The organism is Brevundimonas sp. AJA228-03 (assembly GCF_017795885.1).
In the GTDB taxonomy this organism is placed as follows: domain Bacteria; phylum Pseudomonadota; class Alphaproteobacteria; order Caulobacterales; family Caulobacteraceae; genus Brevundimonas.
In genome coordinates this window covers 2,701,329-2,724,221 of the sequence record NZ_CP059297.1, presented here as the reverse complement: position 1 = coordinate 2,724,221, position 22,893 = coordinate 2,701,329, and the positions used below count along the sequence as shown (strand labels likewise).

Here is a 22,893-nt window from a genome sequence, read left to right as displayed (position 1 = left end):
ATCCAGCACGCAAGGACCGCCCCATGGCCAAGATCCAGGTCGCCAATCCCATCGTCGACATCGACGGCGACGAGATGACCCGCATCATCTGGCAGTGGATCAAGGACAAGCTGGTCTTCCCGTTCGTCGACCTGAAACTGGACTACTATGACCTGTCGATGGAGAACCGCGACGCCACCGACGACCAGGTGACGATCGATGCCGCCCATGCGATCCAGAAGCACGGCGTCGGCGTGAAATGCGCCACCATCACCCCGGACGAGGCCCGCGTGGCGGAGTTCGGCCTGAAGAAGATGTGGAAGTCGCCCAACGGCACGATCCGCAACATCCTGGGCGGCGTGGTCTTCCGCGAGCCGATCATTTGCTCGAATGTGCCGCGTCTGGTGCCCGGCTGGACCCAGCCGATCGTCGTCGGCCGCCATGCCTTCGGCGACCAGTACAAGGCCACGGACTTCCTGGTCCCCGGTCCCGGCAAGCTGACCATGAAATGGGTCGGCAGCGACGGCCAGGAGCTGAACTACGAGGTGTTCGACTTCCCCTCGGCCGGTGTGGCCATGGGCATGTACAACCTCGACGACTCGATCACCGATTTCGCCCACGCCAGCTTCGCTTTCGGCCTGCAGCGGAACTATCCGGTCTATCTGTCGACCAAGAACACCATCCTGAAAGCCTATGACGGGCGCTTCAAGGATATCTTCCAGGCCGTATTTGACCAGCACTACGCCGCCGAGTTCAAGGCCAGGGGCCTGACCTATGAGCACCGTCTGATCGACGACATGGTGGCCGCAGCCATCAAATGGTCAGGCGGCTTCGTCTGGGCCTGCAAGAACTACGACGGCGACGTCCAGTCCGACATCGTGGCCCAGGGCTTCGGCTCGCTGGGCCTGATGACGTCGGTCCTGCTGACGCCAGACGGCAAGGTGCTGGAATCCGAGGCCGCCCACGGCACCGTGACCCGTCACTATCGCCAGCACCAGAAGGGCGAGGCGACCTCGACCAACTCCATCGCCTCGATCTATGCCTGGACGCGGGGCTTTGCCCACCGGGCCAAGCTGGACGACAATGTCGAACTGGCCACCTTCGCCGAGACGCTGGAACGTGTCGTGGTCGAGACGGTCGAGGCCGGTTTCATGACCAAGGATCTGGCGCTTCTGGTCGGCGACCAGCAGGGCTGGCTGACCACCGAGGGCTTCCTCGACAAGGTGGCCGAGAATCTGAAGGCCGCCCTGCCCGACCTGGGTTAGGGCGCGATCCCTCGCCGCGCGACGGCTCGCGGCCTGGGCGCAGGCCAGGCTGACCGCAGCGGGGCTCGCGGGTGACAGTGGGCCCCTGTTGTATCCGGCCATGCGCTTCCGCCTTGGACCCTTCGTTATCCTCGTGCATTGATGGCCGGGACACCGGAGGAGGGGAGACCACCGCGTGAAGACTATTCTGGGCAGGCTGGTGCTGATCGCCATCGCGCTGGCGGTGGCGTCATTCTTCGCGGCGCCGGCCGTGGTGTTCTTCGGCATACGCTCGGCGGCGCAGTCGGACGATGTCGCCGGGCTGCAGCGGCTGGTGGATTTCGACGCGGTGCGGGCTTCGCTGCGCCCCCAGCTGTCGAACCGCCCCGAGGCCCTGACCCCGCCGCCGTCGTTCATGAACGACCCGATCGGGGCCGTCCGTCGCCAGTTCGAGGAGACGGTCGCGCCGCAGCGCCCCGACCCTGACGCCTGGCTGACCCCTGACGCCCTCGACGGCCTGACGCGGGGCGAGGGACGCCATGCCGCCGTCCGCACGCCCGCGCCGGGCACGGATGCCGCCGCCGCGCCCTGGCCCCATCCTACCTACTGGGGCGTCAACCGCGCCCGGTTGGCGGTGACGGACGAGGGCGGGTCCGACACCGTCTTCACCTTCGAGCGCAAGGGGCCGTATGAATGGAAGCTGGTCCACATCGGCCTGCCCGACGGTTCCACCCCGCCCACGACCCCCACCCCCACGGCGACGCCGGAGACGAAGCGATGAAGGGCCTGTTCAAGGGGCTGATCGGCCTGGCGATCCTCGGCTTTCTGGTCGCCTATTTCGGTTCGCCCATCCTGACCGTCCGCGCCCTGGTGGCTGCGGCCGAAGCCGGTGACGAGGCGGCGCTGGAACGGCTGGTCGACTTCCCCCGGTTCCGAGACAGCCTGAAGGACGAACTGACGGCCCACCTGATGGCCAGGGCCCAGGCCGATCCGCGTGTCCGCGACAGCGGCCTGGGCGGTCTGGGCATGATCCTGGGGCCGATGCTGGTCGGCGGGGCGGTGGATGCCCTGGTCAATGCGCCGATGGTCGCGGCCATCGTCCGAACGGCGAGGGTGCCCGATCCCACGGATCGTGACCCCGGGGCACCTGCGGCCGGGGACGATGGATCCGACATCCGCCAGACCTATGGCTATCGGGACATCAACACCCTCGCCGTCCGGCTGACGAATGTGGAGCGGCCGAACCAGACGCTGAAGCTGCTGCTGACGCGTCAGGGCCTGTTCGACTGGAAGCTGACGGGCATCGACCTGCCGGCCGGTTGATCCCGTTCAGGGCCGGATCGATGACGCGGTCTGCGCCTCGATCCACGCCTCCATGCGCCGATCCAGCAGGTCCAGCGGCAGGGGCCCGTCGACCAGCAGCGCATCGTGGAAATCGCGCACATTGAACCGCTCGCCCAGGGCCTGTTCCGCCCGGGTGCGGATGGCCCGCAGCCGGATCTCGCCGATCTTGTAGGCCAGGGCCTGACCCGGCCAGCCGATGTAGCGTTGCAGCTCGGTCTCGATGTTGTGGGGGGCCAGGGCCGAGTTGTCGGTGAAACAGGCCCGCGCCTGTTCCGTCGTCCAGCCCATCCAGTGCATCCCGGTGTCGGCCACCAGCCGGCAGGCCCGCCACATCTCGTAGGACAGCCGTCCGAACCGTTCTTCCGGCGTGCGATAGAAGCCCATCTCCTCGCCGAGGAACTCCGAATACAGGCCCCAGCCCTCGGTGAAGGCGGTGACGTCGACGTTCCGGCGGAAATAGGGGCCCTGGGCTGCCTCCTGCTGCAGGGCGATCTGCAGATGGTGGCCGGGAACCGCCTCGTGCAGGGTCAGGGCCGGGAGCTCGTACAGCGGTCTCTGGTCCAGCTTGCCGGTATTGACGATGTAGCCGCCCGGTACGCCGTCGGCGAGCGAGCCGCCGTTGTAACGCCCGGTCGTATAGGTGTCCTCGATGTCCAGCGGCACGGGCCGGACATTGTAGGTCAGGCGCGGCAGGGTCCGGAACAGGGCCGGCAGGCCACCGTCGGCCCTTTTGGCCATCTCCGAGGCCTTCTCCAGCATGTCCTCGCGCGACGTCGCATAGAAGCGCGGGTCGGTCCGCAGGTGGTTCAGGAAGCCGGCGAAGTCGCCGGTCCAGCCGGAGGCCCGCATTTCCCCGTCCATGCGGGCGCGGATGCGGGCGACCTCGTCCAGGCCGATCTGGTGGATCTGGTCCGGGGTCAGGTCGGTGGTCGTATAGCTGCGGGCCTGGAAGGCGTAATACGCGCGTCCGCCGGGCCGCGAGCCGATGCCGACCTCGGGCCGGGCCGCCGGCAGGTATTCGTCCTGGACGAAGGCCAGCCAGAGGCGACGGCGCGGCGCGATCCGGTCGCCGACGATGGCCATGGCGCGGGCCCGGAAATCCTCCTGTTCCAGCGTCGGGATCGAGGCCGGCAGGCTGGCGAACGGCCGCAGCAACGGGTCGGTTTCGGGCGTGAAGGCGACCTCGTTCCTCAGCGAGACCAGAAAGCTTTCGACCACCGAGGTCGGCTGGGTGAAGCCGGTCTCCAGCCCCCGTCGCGCATTGGCCAGGGCATCGTCATAGAGGGTCGGCAGGCCGCCCAGCCGCGCCAACCAGGCCTCGGCATCCTCAGCGCTGCTGATCCGCGTCACCGAGGCCAGATAGTTCGCGGTCTGGCCGGGGCCGCCCTCGGAATCGAAGGCCAGGCGTCCGGAATCGAACCCGATCGCCTCGATCGAGCGGTTCAGGACCCAGATCAGGAAGTCGCGGTTCAGCCGGTCTTCCGACGACAGACCGTCGGTCGGAAGGGCGCTCGCCCGGGCGAGGAAGGCCTCCAGCGGCCCCTGACGCGCGACCTCGGCGGCGCGGGAGAGGTCGGGCAGCCGGGCCTTGGCGGCAAGGTCGCCCTCCTGCCCGGCGGAGATGGGGTCGTTGGCCTTCAGGAAGGCCTCATAGTCCGCAAGCAGGGCCGCCAGCGCTGGGTCGGGGCTCGGCGTCGCGACCTCGGCGGACGCGGTCTGGGCCACAGCGGGCAGGGCCGTCGAGGTCAACAGAAGGGCGGCAAGGCCTGCGGCGATGATCTTCATGGTGTCCCCCAAACGAGGGCGGCATGGGGACCGAACACCGACGCGGCGTCAATCCCGTCGCCTCCCCGTCCTTGCCCGCAGCGTCACGGCCCAACAGTCCTTCTCCCCTTGCGGGAGAAGGTGGCCGACCCCGGGCTCGACCCGGGGGAGGACGGATGAGGGGTGAAACCCGGTCCGGCCCATAGGCGATCATTCCGGTCAGCTCGCCTGCCTCTTCGTACCCCTCATCCGCCCCTCCGGGGCACCTTCTCCCGCAAGGGGAGAAGGAGACGCCTTATCCCGCCAGCGCCGCCCTGACTGCGGCCAGACCGGCTTCGGCCATGGAGCCGTCCGGGGCGCCGCCCTGGGCGAAGTCGGCCTTGCCGCCGGCGCCCTGGCCGCCCATGGCGAGGACAGCGGCGCGGGCGAGGTCGGCGGCGTTGATCCGGCCCCCCTCATTGGCGGTGATGTCCGAGGTCGCGGCCACGGTGACGGCCGCCTTGCCGTCGGTGACGCCGATCAGGGCGATGACGCCGGAGCCGACCTGTTTCCTGAAATCCTCGGCCACGCCGCGCAGACCCTTGCCGTCGACGCCGTCGAGGATGCGGGCGATCAGTTTTATGCCGTTGATCTCTTCCGGGGCGGCCGGGGCCGAACCGCCGCCACCCAGGGCCAGCTGCTTCTTCAGCTCGGCGACCTGTTTCTCCAGCGTCTTGCGTTCGGTCGACAGGGCCTCGACGCGGGCGGGGACGTCCAGGGGCTGGACCTTGAAGGTCTGGGCCAGGGATCTGGCCACGCCGGCCTGGGCCAGCAGGAACTGGCGCGCGGCCTCGCCGGTCAGGGCCTCGACGCGGCGGATGCCGGCGGCGATGCCGGTCTCTGACGTGATCCTGAACAGGCCGATGTCGCCGGTGCGGGCCACATGGGTGCCGCCGCACAGTTCGACGGAATAGGGCGTGTCGCCGGTCAGGCTGCGACCCAGGGTCAGGACGCGGACCTCGTCGCCGTATTTCTCTCCGAACAGGGCGACGGCGCCGGCCTCGATGGCGTCCTGCGGGCCCATCAGCTTGGTTTCGGCGGGCAGGTTCTGGCGGATGACCGCGTTCACCTCGGTCTCGATCCGGGCCAGTTCGTCCTCGGTCAGGGGGGCGTTGTGGCTGAAGTCGAAGCGCATGCGCTCGGCATCGACCAGCTGGCCCTTCTGGGCGACGTGGGGGCCCAGCACATTCTTCAGCGCCGCATGGACCAGGTGGGCGGCGGAGTGGTTGGCGCGGGTGGTCAGGCGCGCGTCGGGGGCGGCGCGCAGCTGGGCGCGGGTGCCGATGGCGAGCGTGCCCGCGGTGACCTCGATCGTATGGGCATGGAGGTCGCCGGTCGGCTTCTGGACATCGAGGACGCGGGCGCTGCCCCCCGACCATTCGATCTCGCCGCGATCGCCGGCCTGGCCGCCGCCTTCGCCATAGAAGGGGGTCTGGTCGAACAGGACCTCTGCGGTTTCGCCGGGTTCGACGCTGTCGGCGGCGGTGCCGTCCTTCAGGATCGCCAGCACCTCGCCCGAGCCGTCGACGGCGTCGTAGCCGGTGAAGACGGTCGGTCCCAGACGGTCCTTCAGCGCCAGCCATTCGCCGGTCGAGGCGGTCTGGCCCGAGCCCTTCCAGTTGGCCTTGCCGCGGCTCTTCTGCTCTTCCATGGCCGCGTCGAAGGCCTCGGTGTCGACGGTGAAGCCGCGACGGCGCGCCTCGTCCTGGGTCAGGTCCAGCGGGAAGCCATAGGTGTCGTAGAGGGTAAAGGCGGTGCGGCCGGGGATGACGCCGCCTTCGGCCAGGTCCGCCGTGGCGTCCTCCAGCAGGCCCATGCCGCGCCCCAGGGTGGTGCGGAAGCGGATTTCCTCCTGTTTCAGCGTGTCCTCGATGCTCGCCTGGGCGCGGGCCAGTTCGGGATAGGCCTCGCCCATTTCGCCGACCAGCGTCGGGACCAGACGGTGCATCAGCGGATCGGCGGCCCCCAGCAGGTGGGCGTGACGCATGGCGCGCCGCATGATGCGGCGCAGGACATAGCCGCGCCCCTCGTTCGACGGGGTGACCCCGTCGGCGATCAGGAAGGACGACGACCGCAGGTGGTCGGCGATGACGCGGTGACTGGCGGCGCGGTCACCCTCGGCCCTGGTCGAGGTGGCGTCCTCGGAGGCGGCGATCAGGGTCTGGAACAGGTCGGTGTCGAACACCGAGTTCTTGCCCTGCAGCACGCTGGTCATCCGCTCCAGCCCCATGCCGGTGTCGACGCTGGGCTTGGGAAGGCTGCGAACGATCTCGTCGTTCTCCTTCTCGAACTGCATGAAGACGTTGTTCCAGATCTCGACATAGCGGTCGCCATCCTCGTCCGGCGAACCGGGAGGGCCACCCGCGACATGGTCGCCGTAGTCCCAGAAGATCTCGGTGCAGGGACCGCAGGGACCGGAATCGCCCATGGCCCAGAAGTTGTCGGAGCCGGCGATGCGGATGATCCGGTCGTCGGAAAAGCCGGTGACCTTCTTCCAGATCGCGGCGGCCTCGTCGTCGTCGATATAGACGGTGACCAGCAGGCGTTTCGCGTCGAGGCCATATCCCTGAGTGACCAGTTTCCACGCCTGTTCGATGGCGTGTTCCTTGAAATAGTCGCCAAAGGAGAAATTCCCCAGCATCTCGAAAAAGGTCAGGTGGCGCGCCGTATAGCCGACGTTGTCCAGGTCGTTGTGCTTGCCGCCGGCGCGGACGCATTTCTGTGAAGAGGTCGCGCGCGGCCAGGGCGGGGTCGCCGCGCCGGTGAAATAGTCCTTGAACGGCACCATGCCCGCATTGACGAACATCAGCGTCGGATCGTTCTGCGGCACCAGCGGGGCGGAGTGGACCCGGGCGTGTCCGTCGGCTGCGAAGAAGTCGAGGAAGGTCGAACGGATCTGTTTCAGGCTGGACATGGCGATTCAGTCTTCAGGCGAGCGGCGAACGGGAAGGGGCCTCATATAGGGCTTTAGCAAAGAACGCACCCTGCAGGCGGTCGCGCGTAGCCGTCTTCCTAATCTGCCGTTTGGCGCTTGGCCGCCGCGAGTCTTGGACTGAATGCTTTCTCGATACGGTTCATGGCGCTGACCATAAAGGGCATGATAACAGGCCATTGGTCGGCGTCGAAGATATCGGCCTGTCGCTCCAGCTTGATTCGGCAGGCGCGCTTGGTGTCCAGGCGTTCCCAGACCAATGGCTCTCCGATTTCGTCTTCTATTGCCTGGCGGTCGTTATGCAGCCGATCGAAGAGCGCCTCGTTTTGATCCTTGTCCCCCCGGTCGATATAGATTTCAGCTCGTCCATAAGTTTGCGTGGCTCCAAAGTTGAAGCCGACCCCCCCGACGCCTGACCCTGCACTGATCCAACTGAATCTTCCGGGAGAAATGGACTGAAAAAGGCTAGAGCCGCTTGCATTCATTAAAGGGATAAGCTCGGTCCAAAACTTACGTCGAATTGGGTGGCGACGAGCTTCCTTTTGCAAGCCTTCGATCTCATCCTTGGCCTTGTCTGCCAGTCCGATGGTGAACTCTTCAGTGTCTTTCGTGGGTATGATTTGGTCGATTGTCAGGAACAAATCGTCCCCCATGGTGAAAGGGTTCGCTCGGAAGCACTGAATGCGAACACGAAAGTTGCTGAGCCACAGGACAGTGGAGGTGACTTCTTTGCGAAAGTTTGCGGCTACCAGAATGATTCGCTGGCTTACGCCCTTGTTCAAGATCAGGTCATCGTAGTCTTCGTCGTAGAAGGCGCACAAAGCCTCTTCGGCCGAAAGACCCTCACCGGAGCGCTGAAGGTAATCCTGGAAGATATTGCGAATTTCCTCCTTGGTCATTGCGGCGCAATAGGAGGCGTATTTCAGGGCCTGCCACGTTACGTCGCGACCGGTATCGTCCAGCTTGTTTTCGATGATCACCAAAGAGCCTTGCTTGTCGAGGGCAAGAAGGTCGAGGCGCTCGCTCGTGTCGGAGAATCCGGCGAACTCTTTTTGGATTACTAGCAGGTCTTCGCCGAGCGCGGAGGGTTCGCGTGCAATCCACTCCTGAAGATGCGCGCGCTCCCGAAATCCCAGTTCCTTAAACGAAACGGCCCGGAGGGGTTGGATGCTGTTGGCCGCCCGATCGATCCTGTACATCTTGCAACCCTATCAGCGCTTTTGAATAGTACGCCAGAATATTGATTAGCCCTCAACGACGTCATCCTCGTCGGACAGGAGGGCGTCGAGGGCTTCGAGGATGGCCTCGATCTGCCCGGGGCTGGCGGCCACGCGGAGCAGACCGCTGTCGCTGCCGCCGATCTCGAGCAGATAGCCGTCGTCGGTCTCGGCCTGGTTGAACCGGGTCAGGGTCTGGATGTCGTCTTCGGCCATGGCGGGACTCCGTGCGGGAGAGGGAGCGATGCAAGGCATGACGCCCGCGAAGGGGGCGTGAGCGGGGCGGATCGACGGTGCGCGGCATCCCGGCGCGGGACGGCCATCGTCGGACGGGCTAGGGTGAGACCATGGCAAGTCTGGAAGTCTGGTACGACGGGGATTGTCCGCTGTGTCGGCGGGAGATCAATCTGATGCGGCGACTGGACCGGCGGGGGGCCATCGTCTTCACCGATGTGGCGACCGGCCAGGGCGTTTGCCCGATCAACCGCGCCGAACTGCTGGCCCGGTTCCATGCGCGCGAGGACGGGCGGATGGTGTCGGGGGCCGAGGCGTTCGCGGCCATGTGGCGTGCGATCCCGATGCTGGCTCCGTTGGGGCAGCTGGCGCGGAATGGCGTCGTGCTGACGCTCATGGAGCGCCTGTACCTGGCCTTTCTCAAGGTCCGGCCCTGGCTGCAGCGCGCCCTGCGCGGGACCTGAACGCCGATCGAAAAGAAGGCCGTCCGGCTTTCACCGGACGGCCTGGCTCCGTCCGGCCCGATCCCGGCGGGGGTCGGCGGCGGGTCGCAGGGACCAGCCGGACGGAGTGTCTCGATCATCCTCCATCGAGGGGGAGGGATGACCGGGAAGTGCACCCTCGAAACGCAGTGTACTTCCTGTACTTTGTGCACTTCGAAGGATCAGCCCTCGAGGTCCTGGCCTTCGTCGGGCTCGGGCGTGCCCAGCAATTCGTCGGCGATCTTGTCGGTGGACCTGCGCACCTTCTGCTCGATCGCGTCGGCCATGTCGGGGTTGGCCTTGAGGAAGGCACGGACGTTCTCGCGGCCCTGACCGATGCGGGTCGAGTCATAGGAGAACCAGGAGCCGGACTTCTCGATGATCCCGGCCTTGACGCCCAGATCGATGATCTCGCCCAGTTTGGAGATGCCCTCGCCGTACATGATGTCGAAGATGACCTCGCGGAACGGCGGGGCGACCTTGTTCTTGACGACCTTGACCCGGGTGGTGTTGCCCACGACCTCGTCGCGGTCCTTGATCGCGCCGGTGCGGCGGATGTCGAGACGCACCGAGGCGTAGAACTTCAGCGCATTGCCGCCGGTCGTCGTCTCCGGCGAGCCGTACATCACGCCGATCTTGTGCCGGATCTGGTTGATGAACAGGACGATGCAGTTGGACTTGGAAATGGAGGCGGTCAGCTTGCGCAGGGCCTGCGACATCAGACGGGCCTGAAGACCCGGCAGGCTGTCGCCCATCTCGCCCTCGATCTCGGCGCGGGGCGTCAGGGCGGCGACGGAATCGACGACCACGATGTCCACGGCTCCCGACCGCACCAGGGTGTCGACGATCTCCAGCGCCTGTTCGCCCGTGTCGGGCTGGGAGACCAGCAGGTCGTCGAGGTTGACGCCCAGCTTCTGGGCATAGCCGGGGTCGAGCGCGTGTTCGGCGTCGACGAAGGCGGCCGTGCCGCCCGACTTCTGGATCTCGGCCACGGTGTGCAGGGCCAGGGTCGTCTTGCCCGAGGATTCGGGACCGAACACCTCGATCACCCGTCCGCGCGGCAGGCCGCCGATGCCGAGCGCCATGTCCAGACCCAGCGAGCCGGTGGACACCGAGGGGATCACGTCGGCGACCCCGCCCTTGCCCAGCTTCATGACCGAGCCCTTGCCAAAGGCCCGATCGATCTGTGCGATCGCCGCCTCCAGCGCGCGCTGCTTGTCGCCGTCTTCCTTGCCCACCAATTTCAATGCTGCCTGCGATGCCACCTTGCCACTCTCCCTTGCCATGATTCCCGTTTAAGCCCTGGAGGAGAGGCCCGCCTTCGATCCAATGACCGTGACCCGCTCCCTTGTGAGCCGGACTATGTGCATGTTTTGTTCCCGTTGCCAATATGTTCTTTTTTCTGGAGCGCCGGGATAGAACCACCGGCCTGAAGAGCCGCACTCCGGGCACTCCCCTTGGCTCGCCATGTGCCGGGGTTCGATTGGTCCTCCTGCTGTCATGGCCGCAGCGACCGCTTTCGGACCTGAAGCCAAGGGCTGCTTTCGACCCATTCGAGACATTTGCGTCGGAAGGCTCAAACCGCAGAGTCTGACTCATGGCGGTTGTTCAGGAGGTCCGCACCAAGGCGCGGATATCCATAGGTCGCGGCACGTCGCTGATGATCATTTACTGACCTTAGGGGCCGTCGCCGCCAGGAGCGGTATCTCGGCGCATAGATGGCGGCTCGGGGCAGGGGCGAGTTCCGCCGAAACAGGGTCACAACTCAGAGGCTGACGCTCTCAGCGCCTCGATGAACTGTTGCGTCAGGGGGCCCGGACGGCCGCCTCGGCGGAGCTTGTATCCAATGCGGCGTCCGCCGGCCCCTTGCAAGGTGATCACGCGGAAGGGCTGAGGCGGTCGGGTCAGCTGGGCGCGAGACACCAGGGTGATGCGCGACGTATGCGTGACGAGACTTTCGAGCAAGGGCAGGGCGTTCACGAGAATGCAGTCCCTGGGCCAGGCGACGCCCGAGGTCATGAACAGAGCTTCGACGTGGTGCCGATAGGTGCTTCCTTCCCGCGGCAAGGCCCAGGGCGCGTCCGCCAGTTGGCCGAGCGACAGGGATTTCGCGTCATAAAACGGGCTGGCCGGGCCAGCGGCCAACCAGAAGGGGTCATCGAACAGAACCGCTTCGACGACGTCATCCGTGCCGCCGAGCATCTCGTCGACAGGGCCGACGATGATGTCGATCTTCCCGGACCTCAGCATCGGCACCAGCCGGCCGTCCAGACCATCGACAATCTCGAGATCCAGCGGCGTCTGGCCGTTGTCCAGAAGCCGGAGCGCATTGGGCAGAAGGCTTGCCAGCACGCTGGGCGTGGCCCCGATTCTCAGGGGGCCCGATATGCCCAGAGCGTGACTGCGAACCTCGGCCTCGGCGTCTGACAGCAGCGATTGCACGCCCTCGGCGCGACGAACGAGGATCTCGCCGAAGGCTGTCAGGGTTGATCCGCGTCGACTTCTTTCCAGCACCTGCACGCCCAGCCTTTGCTCAAGCAGGGCGATGCTGTTCGACAGGGCGGGCTGGGACATGCCCTTTTCCGCTGCGGCGCGGGTGAAGGAGCCATGGCGGGCGATCGCCAGCAGGTTGGCGATCTGGGACGCTTCGACAGCCATAAGGAAAACGAACCACTACCCCAATTTCGATCATTTGACGGAGGGTGTCGGCGACTGTCAACACGATACCAACGAGAAAACCGAGGGATGGAACCGCGTGCTGGACTACGATGTCGTCATCATCGGCTGCGGACCGGTCGGTGGGTTGGCGGCCAATCTGCTCGGCAAGGCCGGGGTGAGGACGCTGGTCGTCGAACGCGTCGCTGAACCGCATCCCCTGCCGCGCGCCGTGCACATCGACCACGAGGTCATGCGCCTGTTCCAGAGCGCCGGCCTGGTCGACCGCGTTTCGTCGCTCGTGCGCGACACCCAGGGCCATATGCATATCGGCGCCGACGGTGGCGTCATCCGCTACATGGGCACCGCAGGCCGACCCCGGCCCTTCGGCTGGTCCGGCGACTATTTCTTCTACCAGCCAGAGCTCGAGGCCGTGCTTCGCGAGGGGCTGGGCCGGTTCGCTGAGGTCGATCTGCGCCTCGGCGTCGAATGCCTCGGGATCGACCAGGACGCCCGGGGCGTCCGCTTGCGGTTGGCCGCGCCGGAGGGCGAGACTGTTGTCTCAGCCCGCTGGGTGATCGCCTGCGACGGGGCCAGCAGCCCGACGCGCAAGGCGCTGGGCGTGGTCCTGGATGATCTGGATTTCGAGGAGCCCTGGCTGGTGGTGGACGCCGAGGTCGACGGGCCTCTGGTGTTTCCGGGCTTCCACCATGTGCCCGAGGGCGCAGATCTGCAGCAACTCTCCATCATGCTATGCGACCCGCGACGCCCGGCGACCATCGTTCCCGGCAGGGGCAACCACCGCCGCTGGGAGTTCATGCTGCTTCCCGGAGAAGACGAGACAACGCTGGACGCTGATGCCGTAGAGGCCCTGGTGGCGCCCTGGGTCGGATCGGCACCCAGCCGGATCGTGCGCGCGACCACCTATCGCTTTCATGGCCTGATCGCCGAGACCTGGAAGGTCGGCCGGGTGTTTCTGGCCGGCGATGCGGCGCACCAGACGCCGCCGTTCTTCGGCCAGGGCATGTGTCATGGCATGCGGGATGTCGCCAACCTGGCGTGGAAGCTGGAGAGGGTCCTGTCCGGCACCGCTCCCGACGGTCTGCTGAACGGCTATCAGCAGGAGCGCGAACCCCAGGTCCGTTCGGTCATCGCCAGCGCGGTCGAGGCCGGGCGCTATATCTGCATGCTCGATCCGGTCCGTGCTGCCGAGCGTGACGCCGAAATGCGCGCGAGGCAGGGCGACCCCGTGCGGACCGCCGCCGACCTGATCACGCCGATCCGGGGCCTGACGCTCGACAGCCCCGGTGCCGGCAAGCGCTTCATCCAGCCTTCCGTCCGGCTGGCGCAGCAGGAAGGCTTGCTGGATGACGCCACCGGCGGCGGGCTGGTGATCCTGTCGCGGGGCGAGCAGGGGGGTGTGGAGCCGACGCTCCTGCAGCGCCTCCGCATCCGTCATTTTCGCATCGGGATGGACCTGGAAGACGCGGCCGGAGATCTCGGTCGCTGGCTGGATGAGCACCAGGCCGACGCGGTCCTGTTGCGCCCCGACTTCTATGTTTTCGGGACGGCGAGCGGAACGGGCGCGGTGTCGGGTCTCGCCCGCGACTTCAGACACGCCGTCGCCGCCGAGGAGACCCTATGTCCGGCCTGACGCTCGATCTCGCCCTGACCATCACGCAAGCCGCCTTCGCGAAGGCGCGGGAGGATGGAGCCAAGCCGCTCAGCGTGGTGGTGCTGGACAGCGGCGGACATGTCCTGACGATCCATCGTCAGGAGACGGCCAGCCTGTTTCGCTCTGCGATCGCCACGGCGAAGGCCGCCGGAGCCCTGGGCATGGGAATGGGCAGTCGGGCCATCGCCGCGCGCGCCCAGCAGTCGCCGGTCTTCTTCGCCTCCCTTTCGGCCGTGACGGAGGGCCAGATGGCACTCGCGCCCGGCGGGGTGCTGATCCGCGACGCGGCCGGCGCGATCCTTGGGGCGGTCGGGATCAGCGGCGACACCTCCGACCTCGATGAACGCTGCGCGGTGGCGGGCATCGCGGCCGCCGGCCTGGTCGCCGATCCGGGCGCCGCCCCGGAGGCCCGCGCATGACCAGACTCCGCAGCATCGAGCTTGCGCTTCCGGGCGCCGGCGCGGCCGCTCACTTCCTGACCGAGCACTGGGGCATGGCTCCGGCGACGCGTGAGGCCGACACCTGGCACCTCCGCGGCGCGGGGGACGACGCCTATCTGCTGGCCCTGACCGAGGCAGATGCACCGACGGTTCAGTCGGTCACCTTCATCGCGTCCGAGGCCGAGATCGATCGGATCGAGGCTTCGGCCGGGGCGGAAGGAGCGCCGGTCGAGCGGGTCGATGCGACGGGTGAAACCGGATCCGGCCGCGGCATCCTTGTGACCGCTCCCGACGGCGAGCGGTTCCGCTTCCTGTCCGGCGTTCAGAGCAATGAACGGCTGGAGGGATGCCCCGACATGCCGAACCGCCTCACCCATGTCGTTTTTAACGCCCGGGACGCCGAGGCGTCCGGCGATTTCGTCGAACGGGTCCTGGGTTTCCGCGTTTCGGACCGGACGAAGGGCATGGTGTTCGTGCGGTGTGACGACTCGCACCATTCGATCGCCTTCGCCCGCGCCGGCGTCGCCACGCTCAATCACATCGCCTTCGAGATGGTCGATATCGACGCGGTCATGCGCGGCATCGGGCGGATGCGGGACTACGGTTTGACGGCCGCATGGGGGCCCGGACGCCATGGTCCCGGCAACAATGTCTTCGCCTACTATATCGCCCCCTTCGGGCCCGTGATCGAGTATTCGACCGCGGTCGAGAAGGTTGGAGAGGACTATCGGACCGGCGCGCCCGAGGACTGGACCTGGCCGCAGAACCGCATCGATCAATGGGGGGTCACAGACAAGGACGTGGCCGCCCTGGCCGTCGCCGAACGCAAATTCCGTTTCCCCGGCGCGCCTGCGCTGCCGGCCGCCTGACAGGAGCCGATCCGTGAAGATCGTCAGTTTTGAACGCCAGGGCCGCGCCGGCTACGGCGTGCTTGAAGGCGACCGCATCGCGGTGGCGCCGGCCTCCGGACCCGCCGACCTCAAGGCGGCCCTGGCCTCGGGAGGCGTCGCCGCCGTCATCCCGAGCGGCGAGTCGATCGCACTGTCGGACGTGACCTTGCTGCCGGTCCTGCCCAATCCCGGCAAGATCCTGTGCGTCGGTCACAACTACGAGGATCACCGCAAGGAGACCGGCCGCGCGAAGGTCGATCATCCCTCGATCTTCACGCGCTGGGCCGACACGCTCGTCGCCGGCGGCCAGCCCATCGTGCGACCACAGGAGTCCACCGATCTCGACTATGAGGGCGAACTGGCCGTGGTCATCGGAAGGGGCGGGCGTCGCATCTCGCGGGAAGCGGCCATGGATCACGTCGCCGGCTATACAATCGCCAATGACGCTTCGGTGCGTGACTGGCAGTGGCACACCCACCAATTCACCCCCGGCAAGAACTTTCCCGATACCTGTGCGCTTGGCCCCTGGTTGATGACGCCGGATGAGATGGGCCCGCTGGACCGGTGCCGGATCACGACCCGCGTCAACGGCGAGGTGGTGCAGGACGCCGGTTTCGACCAGATGATCTTTTCGATCGCCGACATCATCGCCTACTGCTCGGGTTTCACGACCCTGAGTCCAGGCGACGTCATCCTGACGGGGACGCCGGGCGGGGTCGGGGCCAAGCGGACGCCGCCGCTCTGGCTCAAGCCCGGGGATGTGGTTGAAGTGACTGTCACCGGCCTCGGCGTCCTGAGCAATCCAGTTTCGGAAGACGCCTCCGCCTGATCATTCATCCGCGATCCGGCGCAAGACCGGACGCCTCAAGAGGAAACGAAGCCATGAGCGAACCGGTGATCGACGTCGCCGCCGAAATGCGGGACGCACCGCTGACTGGATTCCACATCCGGTTCGCCGTGCTGATCGGAGCCATACTGTTCATCGACGGATATGACCTGTTCAATGCCGCCTATGTCGCGCCCTATGTGCGGCAGGAGTGGGGGCTGGGGGCTCCGCAGATCGGCATGATGCTGTCGATCGGGCTGGTCGGGCTGGCGACCGGAGCTCTGCTGCAGGGGCCGCTGGCGGACCGGTTCGGGCGTCGCGCGACCACCCTGGGGGCGGTCTGGCTTCTCGGTCTGGCCAGCCTGGCCCTCGCGATCTTTGCCAATTCGTTTGAAGTGTTTTGCGCCATCCGACTGGCGCTCGGCGTCGCGCTGGGCATGCTGTCGCCTCTCGCCTTCGTCTATATCAACGAGTGGGCGCCGAGTCGGTGTGCGAATCGGTTCGCGACCCTGGCGTTCGTCCTGCCGTTCTCGCTCGGTGGCATCGCAGCAGGTCTTGCTGGACTGCTGATCGCGCCGGAGTGGGGGTGGCGCGCCCTTTACCTGATTGGCGGTCTCGGTATTCCGGTCGCCCTGCTGGCTCACGCCATGCTACCGGAATCGGTGCGGTTTCTGGCGTCCCGCGAGCGGTGGGATCAGGTCGCCCGCATCCTGTCCCGCGCCCGCCCCGACCGCGCCGCCGCCTATGTCGGCGCGGCCTTCCAGTCCGGTGAGCCGTCGAGCGGGAAGGGTGCCTTCGTCAGCCTGCTGGCGCCGCGTTACCTGAGCACGACTGTTTCGATCTGGGTGGCGGGTGCGCTGAGCCTGCTCTGCATCCACGGCCTGACGGGCTGGCTGCCTTCGATCGTCCTAGCGGAAGGGGCAGGGGTACGCACGGCCTTCGGATATGGCTCGCTTCTGATGACGATGCAGATCTTCGGTGGTCTGGCGGGCGGCTGGCTGGCCGATCGATTCGAGCGGGTGCCTGTGATTTGCTGGGGGTTCGTCGGCGGTGCCCTGTCGCTGATCAGCCTGGCGGCGACATTGAACACGCCCTTCGCCATGGTCGCTGTCGCCGCGACCGGCTTCTTCATCTTCGGTGCCCAGGCTGTGATGAACAATCATATCGCCATGAGCTACGAGACCGGCCTTCGCAGCACCGCGGTCGGCGTGGCCGTGGCGGTGAACCGGATCGGCGGCGTGGCCGGACCCATGCTGATCGGCTTCACCCAGGGCCTGCCCGCCGCGCTCTGGGCAACGCTTGGGATGCTGGCTGTCGCCCAGTTGCTGGCGGCCGTGACATTGGGGATCCGGAGGCCGTCGCCGCCATCGTTGCGACCCGCACCTGAACCGTCCGTAGTGTGAGCGCGAGAAGATGAGAGGTCTGACCGTCCTGGCCCTCCTCGGCGCGGCCATGTCCGGCTGCGCATCCGCTTCGCCCGACAGCTTCGGCAGGAGCGTCAGCCAGCCGGATCTGGGCGTTCGAAGCGCCACCGTGCTGACGGTCGACGGTCTGCGGTTCAGGGATCTTGATCGCGACGGCCGGCTGACCCCCTACGAGGACTGGCGGCTCCCCGCCGCAGCCCGGGCCGAGGATCTCACGGACCGCATGACCCTGCACGAAAAAGCCGGTCTGATGGTGCATGCCTCGCCCCCGACCGTTGGGGGCGTGCTCAGGGCGGAATGGGACCTCGCCGGCGTTGAACCGATGATCCGCGATCAGGACATCCGGTTCATCATTCATCGGGTGAGCAGCAGTGATGCGGGCGCGCTGGCGGAAACCAGCAATACGGTCCAGGCCATGGCCGAGGCCAGCCGGCTGGGCATCCCTCTCACACTGAGCTCGGATCCCCGAAACCATTTCCAGACCACCTTCGGATTGAGCGTGGCCGCCGGTGCCTTCTCGCAATGGCCCGAAACCACGGGCTTCGCCGCTATCGGCGATGTCGATCTGGTCCGCCGCTTCGGTGAGGTCGCATCGGAAGAGTATCGCGCTATCGGGGTCCGGATGGCCTTGTCGCCGATGGCCGATCTGGCCAGCGAGCCGCGCTGGCCCCGGGTCAGCGGTACCTTCGGCGACGATCCGCACAGAGTGTCGGACATGGTCGGCGCCTATATCGAAGGCTTCCAGGGCGGGACATCCGGCCTGGGTCCGCAGAGCGTTGCCGCCGTCGTCAAACACTGGGTCGGCTACGGTGCCCAGCCTGAGGGTTACGACGCTCACAATCCCTATGGCCGGGACATCGTGTTTCCCGGGGGCCGGTTCCAGGACCACCTGAGCGCCTTTGACGGCGCGTTCAGGGCGCGGGTCGCCGCGGTCATGCCCACCTACGCCCGCCCGCCGGAGGGCCTGGAAATCAACGGCCGCCCGGCCGAGCGGGTCGCGGCCGCCTTCAGCCGGCAGATGATCACAGAACTGCTGCGTGAGGGCCGCGACTTCGACGGCATCGTGCTGACCGACTGGAAGGTCACGGACGACTGTTTGGCAGACTGCGAGGCGGGGACGCTCGACTATCGCCGTGTCGGCATGCCGTGGGGCGTCGAAGACCTGACCAAATCGGAGCGGTTCGCCAAGGCGATCGAGGCGGGTGTCGACCAGTTTGGCGGGGTGGCGGACACCGCAGTCATCATCGATGTCGTCGCCTCCGGACGGATCCCGGAAGCGCGAATCGACCAGTCGGTCATGCGGCTGCTGATCCAGACCTTCGAATTGGGTCTGTTCGAAAACCCCTATGTCGATCCGGATGCAGCGCGACGCATCGTCGGCTCGCCCGAACATCGCCAGGAGTCGCTCCAAGCGCAGCGACGATCGCTCGTGCTCCTGGAGAACCGCGACGGCGTTCTGCCGCTTCGACCGGAAGCGAAAAAGGTCTGGCTCTGGAAGGTCTCGACGGACGAGGCCCGTGCGCGGGGATTCACCGTCGTTGATGATCCGGCGGAGGCGGACTTTGCCCTTGTCCGGATCGCGACGCCGTTCACCAGCCATCCGGCCCACTTCTTCGGCCAGCGTCACCACGAGGGCGCGCTGGACTTTCCGGTCGACAACACCGACCTGCTCGCCGTGCAGAGGGCCGGCGCCGTCACCCCGACTGTTGTCAGCATCTATCTCGATCGTCCTGCCATCCTGACCCAGATCAAGCCCCTTGCGACCGCGCTGATCGGAGAGTTCGGCGCGTCGGACGCAGCATTCTTCGACTTCGTCACCGGTCGGGTGACCCCCGGAGCGCGGCTGCCGTTCGAGCTCCCCTCATCCATGGCCGAGGTAGAGGCACAGGCTCCTGATGCCGGGTCAGACACGCAGCAACCTCTGTATCCCCGAGGGGCCGGGCTTCAGGCCTGGTAGAGGGCGCAGCACCTACAGTCATAAGTGAAATGGTGCACGTAGCCATTTTCAATCATTTGACGATGGGACCTCGCCCAGTTCAACGATGACGCAACAACAACCGCTGCGCTTCGGATTTTTCCGGGCGATGGCGGGAACGCAAATGGGGAGACACCATGCAGTTTCACGTCAGCCGCCGCCTCATGGCCAGTGCCGCAGTCTTCGTTCTCGCCGCGGCCGCTGCGCCCGCGTTTGCCCAGGACGTCGCGTCACAATCCGAAGACACTGCGCAGGTCGAGGACATCATCGTCACCGCGCAGAAGCGCAGCCAGCGCTTGCAGGACGTGCCCCTCGCCGTAACGGCCCTCAGCGCCGAGACGCTCGACAACTCCCAGATCACGGGGACCAGCGGTCTCGCCAATCTGGTCCCGTCCCTGACCTACACCCAGTCGACCAGCGACCTAAACAACAACGTCCGGATCCGCGGCGTCGGTACGGCCCTGTTCAATACCGGTCTGGAATCGGCCGTCTCCTTCGTCGTCGACGGCGTGGTCCTGTCGCGTCAGGGCCAGGGTTTCCAGGAACTGATCGACATCGAGCGGGTCGAGGTCCTGCGCGGGCCGCAGGGCACCCTGTTCGGCAAGAATGCCACGGCGGGGGTGGTGAATGTCGTCACCCAGCGCCCCACCGACTACCTTTCCGGAGCGGCCGAGATCACTGCGGCCGAGCACGGAGAATATCGTTTCAAGGGCACGATCGCCGGCCCGCTCACCGACACCCTCGGTGGGCGCCTCACCGGCTTCTATACTGATGATGAAGGCTATGTTCAGGATACCGGAACAGGCCAGACGGTCTACGGCAGTGAAGTCTTCGGTCTGCGCGGCAAGCTGGAATGGCAGCCGAGTGAAGACCTGAACCTGCTGGTCTCGGCGGACTATCGCGAAAGCGACAGCACCTGCTGCCAACTCGTGCCCTATCTGACGACCAACACGGTGCTCGCCGGTATCCGCGCGCCGATCGTGGCCTCGCCCACGAACCGTTCGGTGGAAACCGACGGAACGACCTTCGCCGACACCAAGTCGTCGGGTGTGTCGCTTGAAGCCAACCTGTCCCTCGGTGACTACACCCTGACCTCGGTGACCGGTTATCGGACCTGGACGCTCGAGAACAATGTCGAGGTCGACGGCTTCCAGTCGGCGACGCCGCTCTATGTGCCGTTCGGCAACGGCTATTTCAGCATCAACGGCGGGGGGCTGGATATCGGCCAGTTCACCCAGGAACTGCGTCTGACCTCGCCGTCCAATCAGCCGGTCCAGTACACGGTCGGCGTCTTCTACTTCAACCTCGATCTGGATCGCGACTTCCGTCGCCGGGTCGGCGGCTGCGTGACCAATCCGGTCGCTTTCGGTCAGCCCTGCCCGACCTTTTTCTTTTCTTCTGCCGCCCACACCGCCAACACCAAGACAGAAAATGTGGCAGCGTTCGGTCAGGCGGAATGGCATCTGACCGATCAGCTATCGGCCCTTTTCGGTGCCCGTTTGCAGCGCGAGACAGTGAGCTACGAGGGGCTGCGTTTGGCCACGCCCCCGTTCGCTGGCGATCGTCTGCTCTTCGGGGCGTCCTCCGGTCGGGGAGAAGTCGCCGACACTGATCTGTCCGGCAAATTAGGGCTTCAGTACCAGTTCAGTGCGCAGGCCCAGACCTATCTGACCTGGTCTCGCGGTTATAAGGGCCGCGGCTACGATTTTGAGTTAACTGCAAATTTCGCGACCCAGGTGGCGGTCTTGCCGGAGACTGTAGAGGCCTGGGAGCTGGGCTACAAAGCCCAGGGGCTCGACGGACGGCTGAGCGTCAACACGGCACTGTTTTACGCCGACTATCAAAACCTTCAGGTGCAATCGACGGTCGCTCCGAACGTATCGATCCCGACGAATGCCGGCTCCTCGGTGTCCAAGGGCGCTGAAGTGGAGTTCCAGTTCGCCCTCACGGATCGCATCAGCCTGAGCGGCGGCGTCACCTATGCGGACGCCACCTTCGATGCGACCGGCCTGTCATGCCCGCTGACCGCCCAGGCCGCCGCGGTCACACTCGCCGCCGGCCAGGCCCAACCCGTGAACACCTGCTTCCGGATTGGCAACGGCACCGCACAGAACGTGGTCGACGGCCGGCTTCCCAATGCGCCGAAATGGCGGGGTAATCTGTCGATCCGGTACGACGACACCATCCCCGGCACAGATCTGAACGGCTTTATCCAACTGGCCGCCACCCGGCAGAGCGAGGTTACATTCTCGCTCGAGCAGGACCCGGGCCTGGTTCAGGACGGATACGGTCTGGTCAATCTGACGGTCGGTGCCAGCACGGCCGATGATCGCTACACGCTCAGCCTCTTTGTCCGGAACCTGTTCGATCAGGACTTCGTCAACGGCATGCAGCGCGAGTCGATCGTCACCAATGCGGCCAACCCCGGCAACATCGCCTACTTCCCGGCCAAGGACGCGGAACGCTACGTCGGCGTGTCCCTCCGCGCCAACTTCTAGGGTCTCTCGCTCCTGAACGCCTGGCCCCGAAGTCCCTCGGACTTCGGGGCTTTTCTCTGCGAGAACCAGGAGGACCAAGGCTACGGGGAGGACCTTTTCCAACCTTTCCTGGCGTTTCAGCGAGTGCCGCTAAGGCGCGAATCCCGAGGCCCGGGACATTCACTTCTGGGTTGAGAGCGGTCCTCTATATGGTGCCGAAAGGCAGATATCAGCAGCCCGGATGTCGCGTTTCCGCCGCGCTGCCAATGTCCGCGATTGGCGCGTAAGCGACTCTGAGCAGGGTTCGAACCGAAGTCCGGTATCCACCCTCAACTGCCGTTGACCGTGTCCGCTTCTGGACACTACCCAAAGGGCATGGTGGTCTCGCGCCATGTGCAACCTCTACAGCCTGCGTAAAGGCCCCGCCGCCATTCTCGACCTCGCGCGTGCGACGGTGAACCAGGCCGGCAACCTGGAACCCCGCGACACCTGGCCCGACTATCCGGCCCCCATCGTGCGCCACGATGAGGCGGGCGACCGGGTTCTGGCGATGGCCCGCTGGGGTCTGCCGTCCTCACGCAAGGCCATTCTGGACGCCGCGACCCGGCGGGCGGACAAGCTGCGGGCCAGGGGCAAGGCGGTTGATTTTGACGCCCTGCTGAAGATGGAACCGGACGGCGGGACCACCAATGTCCGCAACACCGCGTCGTCGCACTGGAAGCCGTGGCTGGGTCCGGCGAACCGTTGCCTCGTACCCTTCACGGCGTTCAGCGAGCCCGGCCGCGATGCCGAGAGCAGGTACCGGCCCGTCTGGTTCGCCCTGCCGGGTGACGAGCCCCTCGCCTTCTTTGCCGGGATCCAGATCCATGGCTGGACCGGCGTGCGCAAGATGAAGACCGGCGTTGAGACGGCAGACCTGTTCGCCTTCCTGACCACCGAGCCGAGCGAGCCGGTGCGGTCGGTTCACCCCAAGGCCATGCCGGTGATCCTGACCACGGAGGAAGAGCGCGAGGTCTGGATGCGTGCGCCGTGGGACGAGGCCAGGGCGCTTCAGCGCGCCTTGCCGGACAACGCCCTGGTGGCGGTCGAGCGGCGGTCGGAGGATTGATCCGTCGGTGCAGGGTCGGCTCTGGCCTCCACTGGCCCGGGTCATGGCGGACAGGGCCCGGGCCAGCTCAGGCCCGCCCGCCCGCCTGCGACCGGAAATGACGTGGACCCGGTCGGGGCCGGCGTGCTTTCTTGCCCGGCAGCCGCCGGGTGGGGCGGTCAATGGGGTGACGTCGGCATGGGTTGGTT

At 66.3% G+C, this 22,893-nt stretch carries 18 protein-coding genes; 12 read left to right on the top strand and 6 right to left on the bottom strand.

Going from position 1 to position 22,893, the window contains the following annotated elements; genetic code table 11:
• The first annotated feature begins 23 nt into the window (after positions 1-23).
• The 3 genes from HZ989_RS13645 (at position 24) to HZ989_RS13635 (ending at position 2,546) form a co-directional block, all read left to right on the top strand.
• Positions 24-1,244 (top strand): NADP-dependent isocitrate dehydrogenase, encoded by a 1,221-nt coding sequence (locus HZ989_RS13645; protein ID WP_209321345.1) that lies wholly within the window; start codon positions 24-26, stop codon positions 1,242-1,244.
• A 175-nt stretch (positions 1,245-1,419) separates the two neighbouring features.
• On the top strand, positions 1,420-2,004 hold the full coding sequence (locus HZ989_RS13640) for a DUF2939 domain-containing protein (protein WP_209321344.1): 585 nt from the start codon (positions 1,420-1,422) through the stop codon (positions 2,002-2,004).
• Positions 2,001-2,546 (top strand): DUF2939 domain-containing protein, encoded by a 546-nt coding sequence (locus tag HZ989_RS13635; RefSeq protein ID WP_209321343.1) that lies wholly within the window; start codon positions 2,001-2,003, stop codon positions 2,544-2,546. The genes HZ989_RS13640 and HZ989_RS13635 overlap by 4 nt, the downstream gene beginning before the upstream one ends.
• 6 nt (positions 2,547-2,552) lie before the next feature.
• Here HZ989_RS13635 and HZ989_RS13630 read toward each other — a convergent pair whose 3' ends face one another.
• The 4 genes from HZ989_RS13630 to HZ989_RS13615 all read right to left on the bottom strand — a co-directional run bounded on the left by HZ989_RS13630 (position 2,553) and on the right by HZ989_RS13615 (position 8,735).
• Positions 2,553-4,352, bottom strand: coding sequence for a DUF885 family protein (locus HZ989_RS13630; RefSeq protein ID WP_209321342.1), 1,800 nt, complete (start codon positions 4,350-4,352; stop codon positions 2,553-2,555).
• A gap of 274 nt (positions 4,353-4,626) precedes the next feature.
• Positions 4,627-7,284 (bottom strand): alanine--tRNA ligase, encoded by a 2,658-nt coding sequence (alaS, locus tag HZ989_RS13625; protein WP_209321341.1) that lies wholly within the window; start codon positions 7,282-7,284, stop codon positions 4,627-4,629.
• 98 nt (positions 7,285-7,382) lie between these two features.
• Complete coding sequence (locus tag HZ989_RS13620; RefSeq protein WP_209321340.1) at positions 7,383-8,501, bottom strand: DUF4268 domain-containing protein; 1,119 nt, start codon at positions 8,499-8,501, stop codon at positions 7,383-7,385.
• A gap of 45 nt (positions 8,502-8,546) precedes the next feature.
• Complete coding sequence (locus tag HZ989_RS13615) at positions 8,547-8,735, bottom strand: hypothetical protein (RefSeq protein WP_209321339.1); 189 nt, start codon at positions 8,733-8,735, stop codon at positions 8,547-8,549.
• 131 nt (positions 8,736-8,866) lie between these two features.
• On the opposite strand from HZ989_RS13615, the gene HZ989_RS13610 reads away from it, so the two are divergent.
• Positions 8,867-9,217: a thiol-disulfide oxidoreductase DCC family protein gene (locus HZ989_RS13610; protein ID WP_209321338.1), complete on the top strand. Its 351-nt coding sequence runs from the start codon at positions 8,867-8,869 to the stop codon at positions 9,215-9,217.
• A 200-nt stretch (positions 9,218-9,417) separates the two neighbouring features.
• On the opposite strand, the gene recA is transcribed toward HZ989_RS13610, so the two are convergent.
• Both recA and HZ989_RS13600 read right to left on the bottom strand, forming a co-directional pair.
• Positions 9,418-10,500: a recombinase RecA gene (gene recA, locus HZ989_RS13605; protein WP_209321337.1), complete on the bottom strand. Its 1,083-nt coding sequence runs from the start codon at positions 10,498-10,500 to the stop codon at positions 9,418-9,420.
• A 493-nt stretch (positions 10,501-10,993) separates the two neighbouring features.
• Positions 10,994-11,893, bottom strand: coding sequence for a LysR family transcriptional regulator (locus HZ989_RS13600; protein ID WP_209321336.1), 900 nt, complete (start codon positions 11,891-11,893; stop codon positions 10,994-10,996).
• Positions 11,894-11,990: 97 nt separating this feature from the next.
• Between HZ989_RS13600 and HZ989_RS13595 the strand changes: the two genes are divergently transcribed.
• The 8 genes from HZ989_RS13595 (at position 11,991) to HZ989_RS13560 (ending at position 22,705) form a co-directional block, all read left to right on the top strand.
• Positions 11,991-13,544, top strand: a complete 1,554-nt coding sequence (locus tag HZ989_RS13595) for a bifunctional 3-(3-hydroxy-phenyl)propionate/3-hydroxycinnamic acid hydroxylase (protein ID WP_209321335.1) — start codon at positions 11,991-11,993, stop codon at positions 13,542-13,544.
• Complete coding sequence (locus tag HZ989_RS13590; RefSeq protein ID WP_209321334.1) at positions 13,532-13,984, top strand: heme-binding protein; 453 nt, start codon at positions 13,532-13,534, stop codon at positions 13,982-13,984. Before HZ989_RS13595 ends, HZ989_RS13590 begins: the two co-directional genes overlap by 13 nt.
• Positions 13,981-14,874, top strand: a complete 894-nt coding sequence (locus HZ989_RS13585; protein WP_209321333.1) for a VOC family protein — start codon at positions 13,981-13,983, stop codon at positions 14,872-14,874. The genes HZ989_RS13590 and HZ989_RS13585 overlap by 4 nt, the downstream gene beginning before the upstream one ends.
• Positions 14,875-14,887: 13 nt before the next feature.
• A complete protein-coding gene (locus tag HZ989_RS13580; protein ID WP_209321332.1) occupies positions 14,888-15,724 on the top strand; it encodes a fumarylacetoacetate hydrolase family protein in 837 nt (278 codons plus the stop codon).
• Positions 15,725-15,777: 53 nt separating this feature from the next.
• A complete protein-coding gene (locus tag HZ989_RS13575) occupies positions 15,778-17,124 on the top strand; it encodes an MFS transporter (protein WP_209321331.1) in 1,347 nt (448 codons plus the stop codon).
• A 10-nt stretch (positions 17,125-17,134) separates the two neighbouring features.
• On the top strand, positions 17,135-19,102 hold the full coding sequence (locus tag HZ989_RS13570; RefSeq protein WP_209321330.1) for a glycoside hydrolase family 3 protein: 1,968 nt from the start codon (positions 17,135-17,137) through the stop codon (positions 19,100-19,102).
• A gap of 155 nt (positions 19,103-19,257) precedes the next feature.
• Entirely contained in the window at positions 19,258-21,618 is a 2,361-nt protein-coding gene (locus HZ989_RS13565) for a TonB-dependent receptor (RefSeq protein ID WP_209321329.1), read from the top strand.
• 370 nt (positions 21,619-21,988) lie between these two features.
• Complete coding sequence (locus tag HZ989_RS13560) at positions 21,989-22,705, top strand: SOS response-associated peptidase (RefSeq protein ID WP_209321328.1); 717 nt, start codon at positions 21,989-21,991, stop codon at positions 22,703-22,705.
• Positions 22,706-22,893 lie beyond the last annotated feature (188 nt).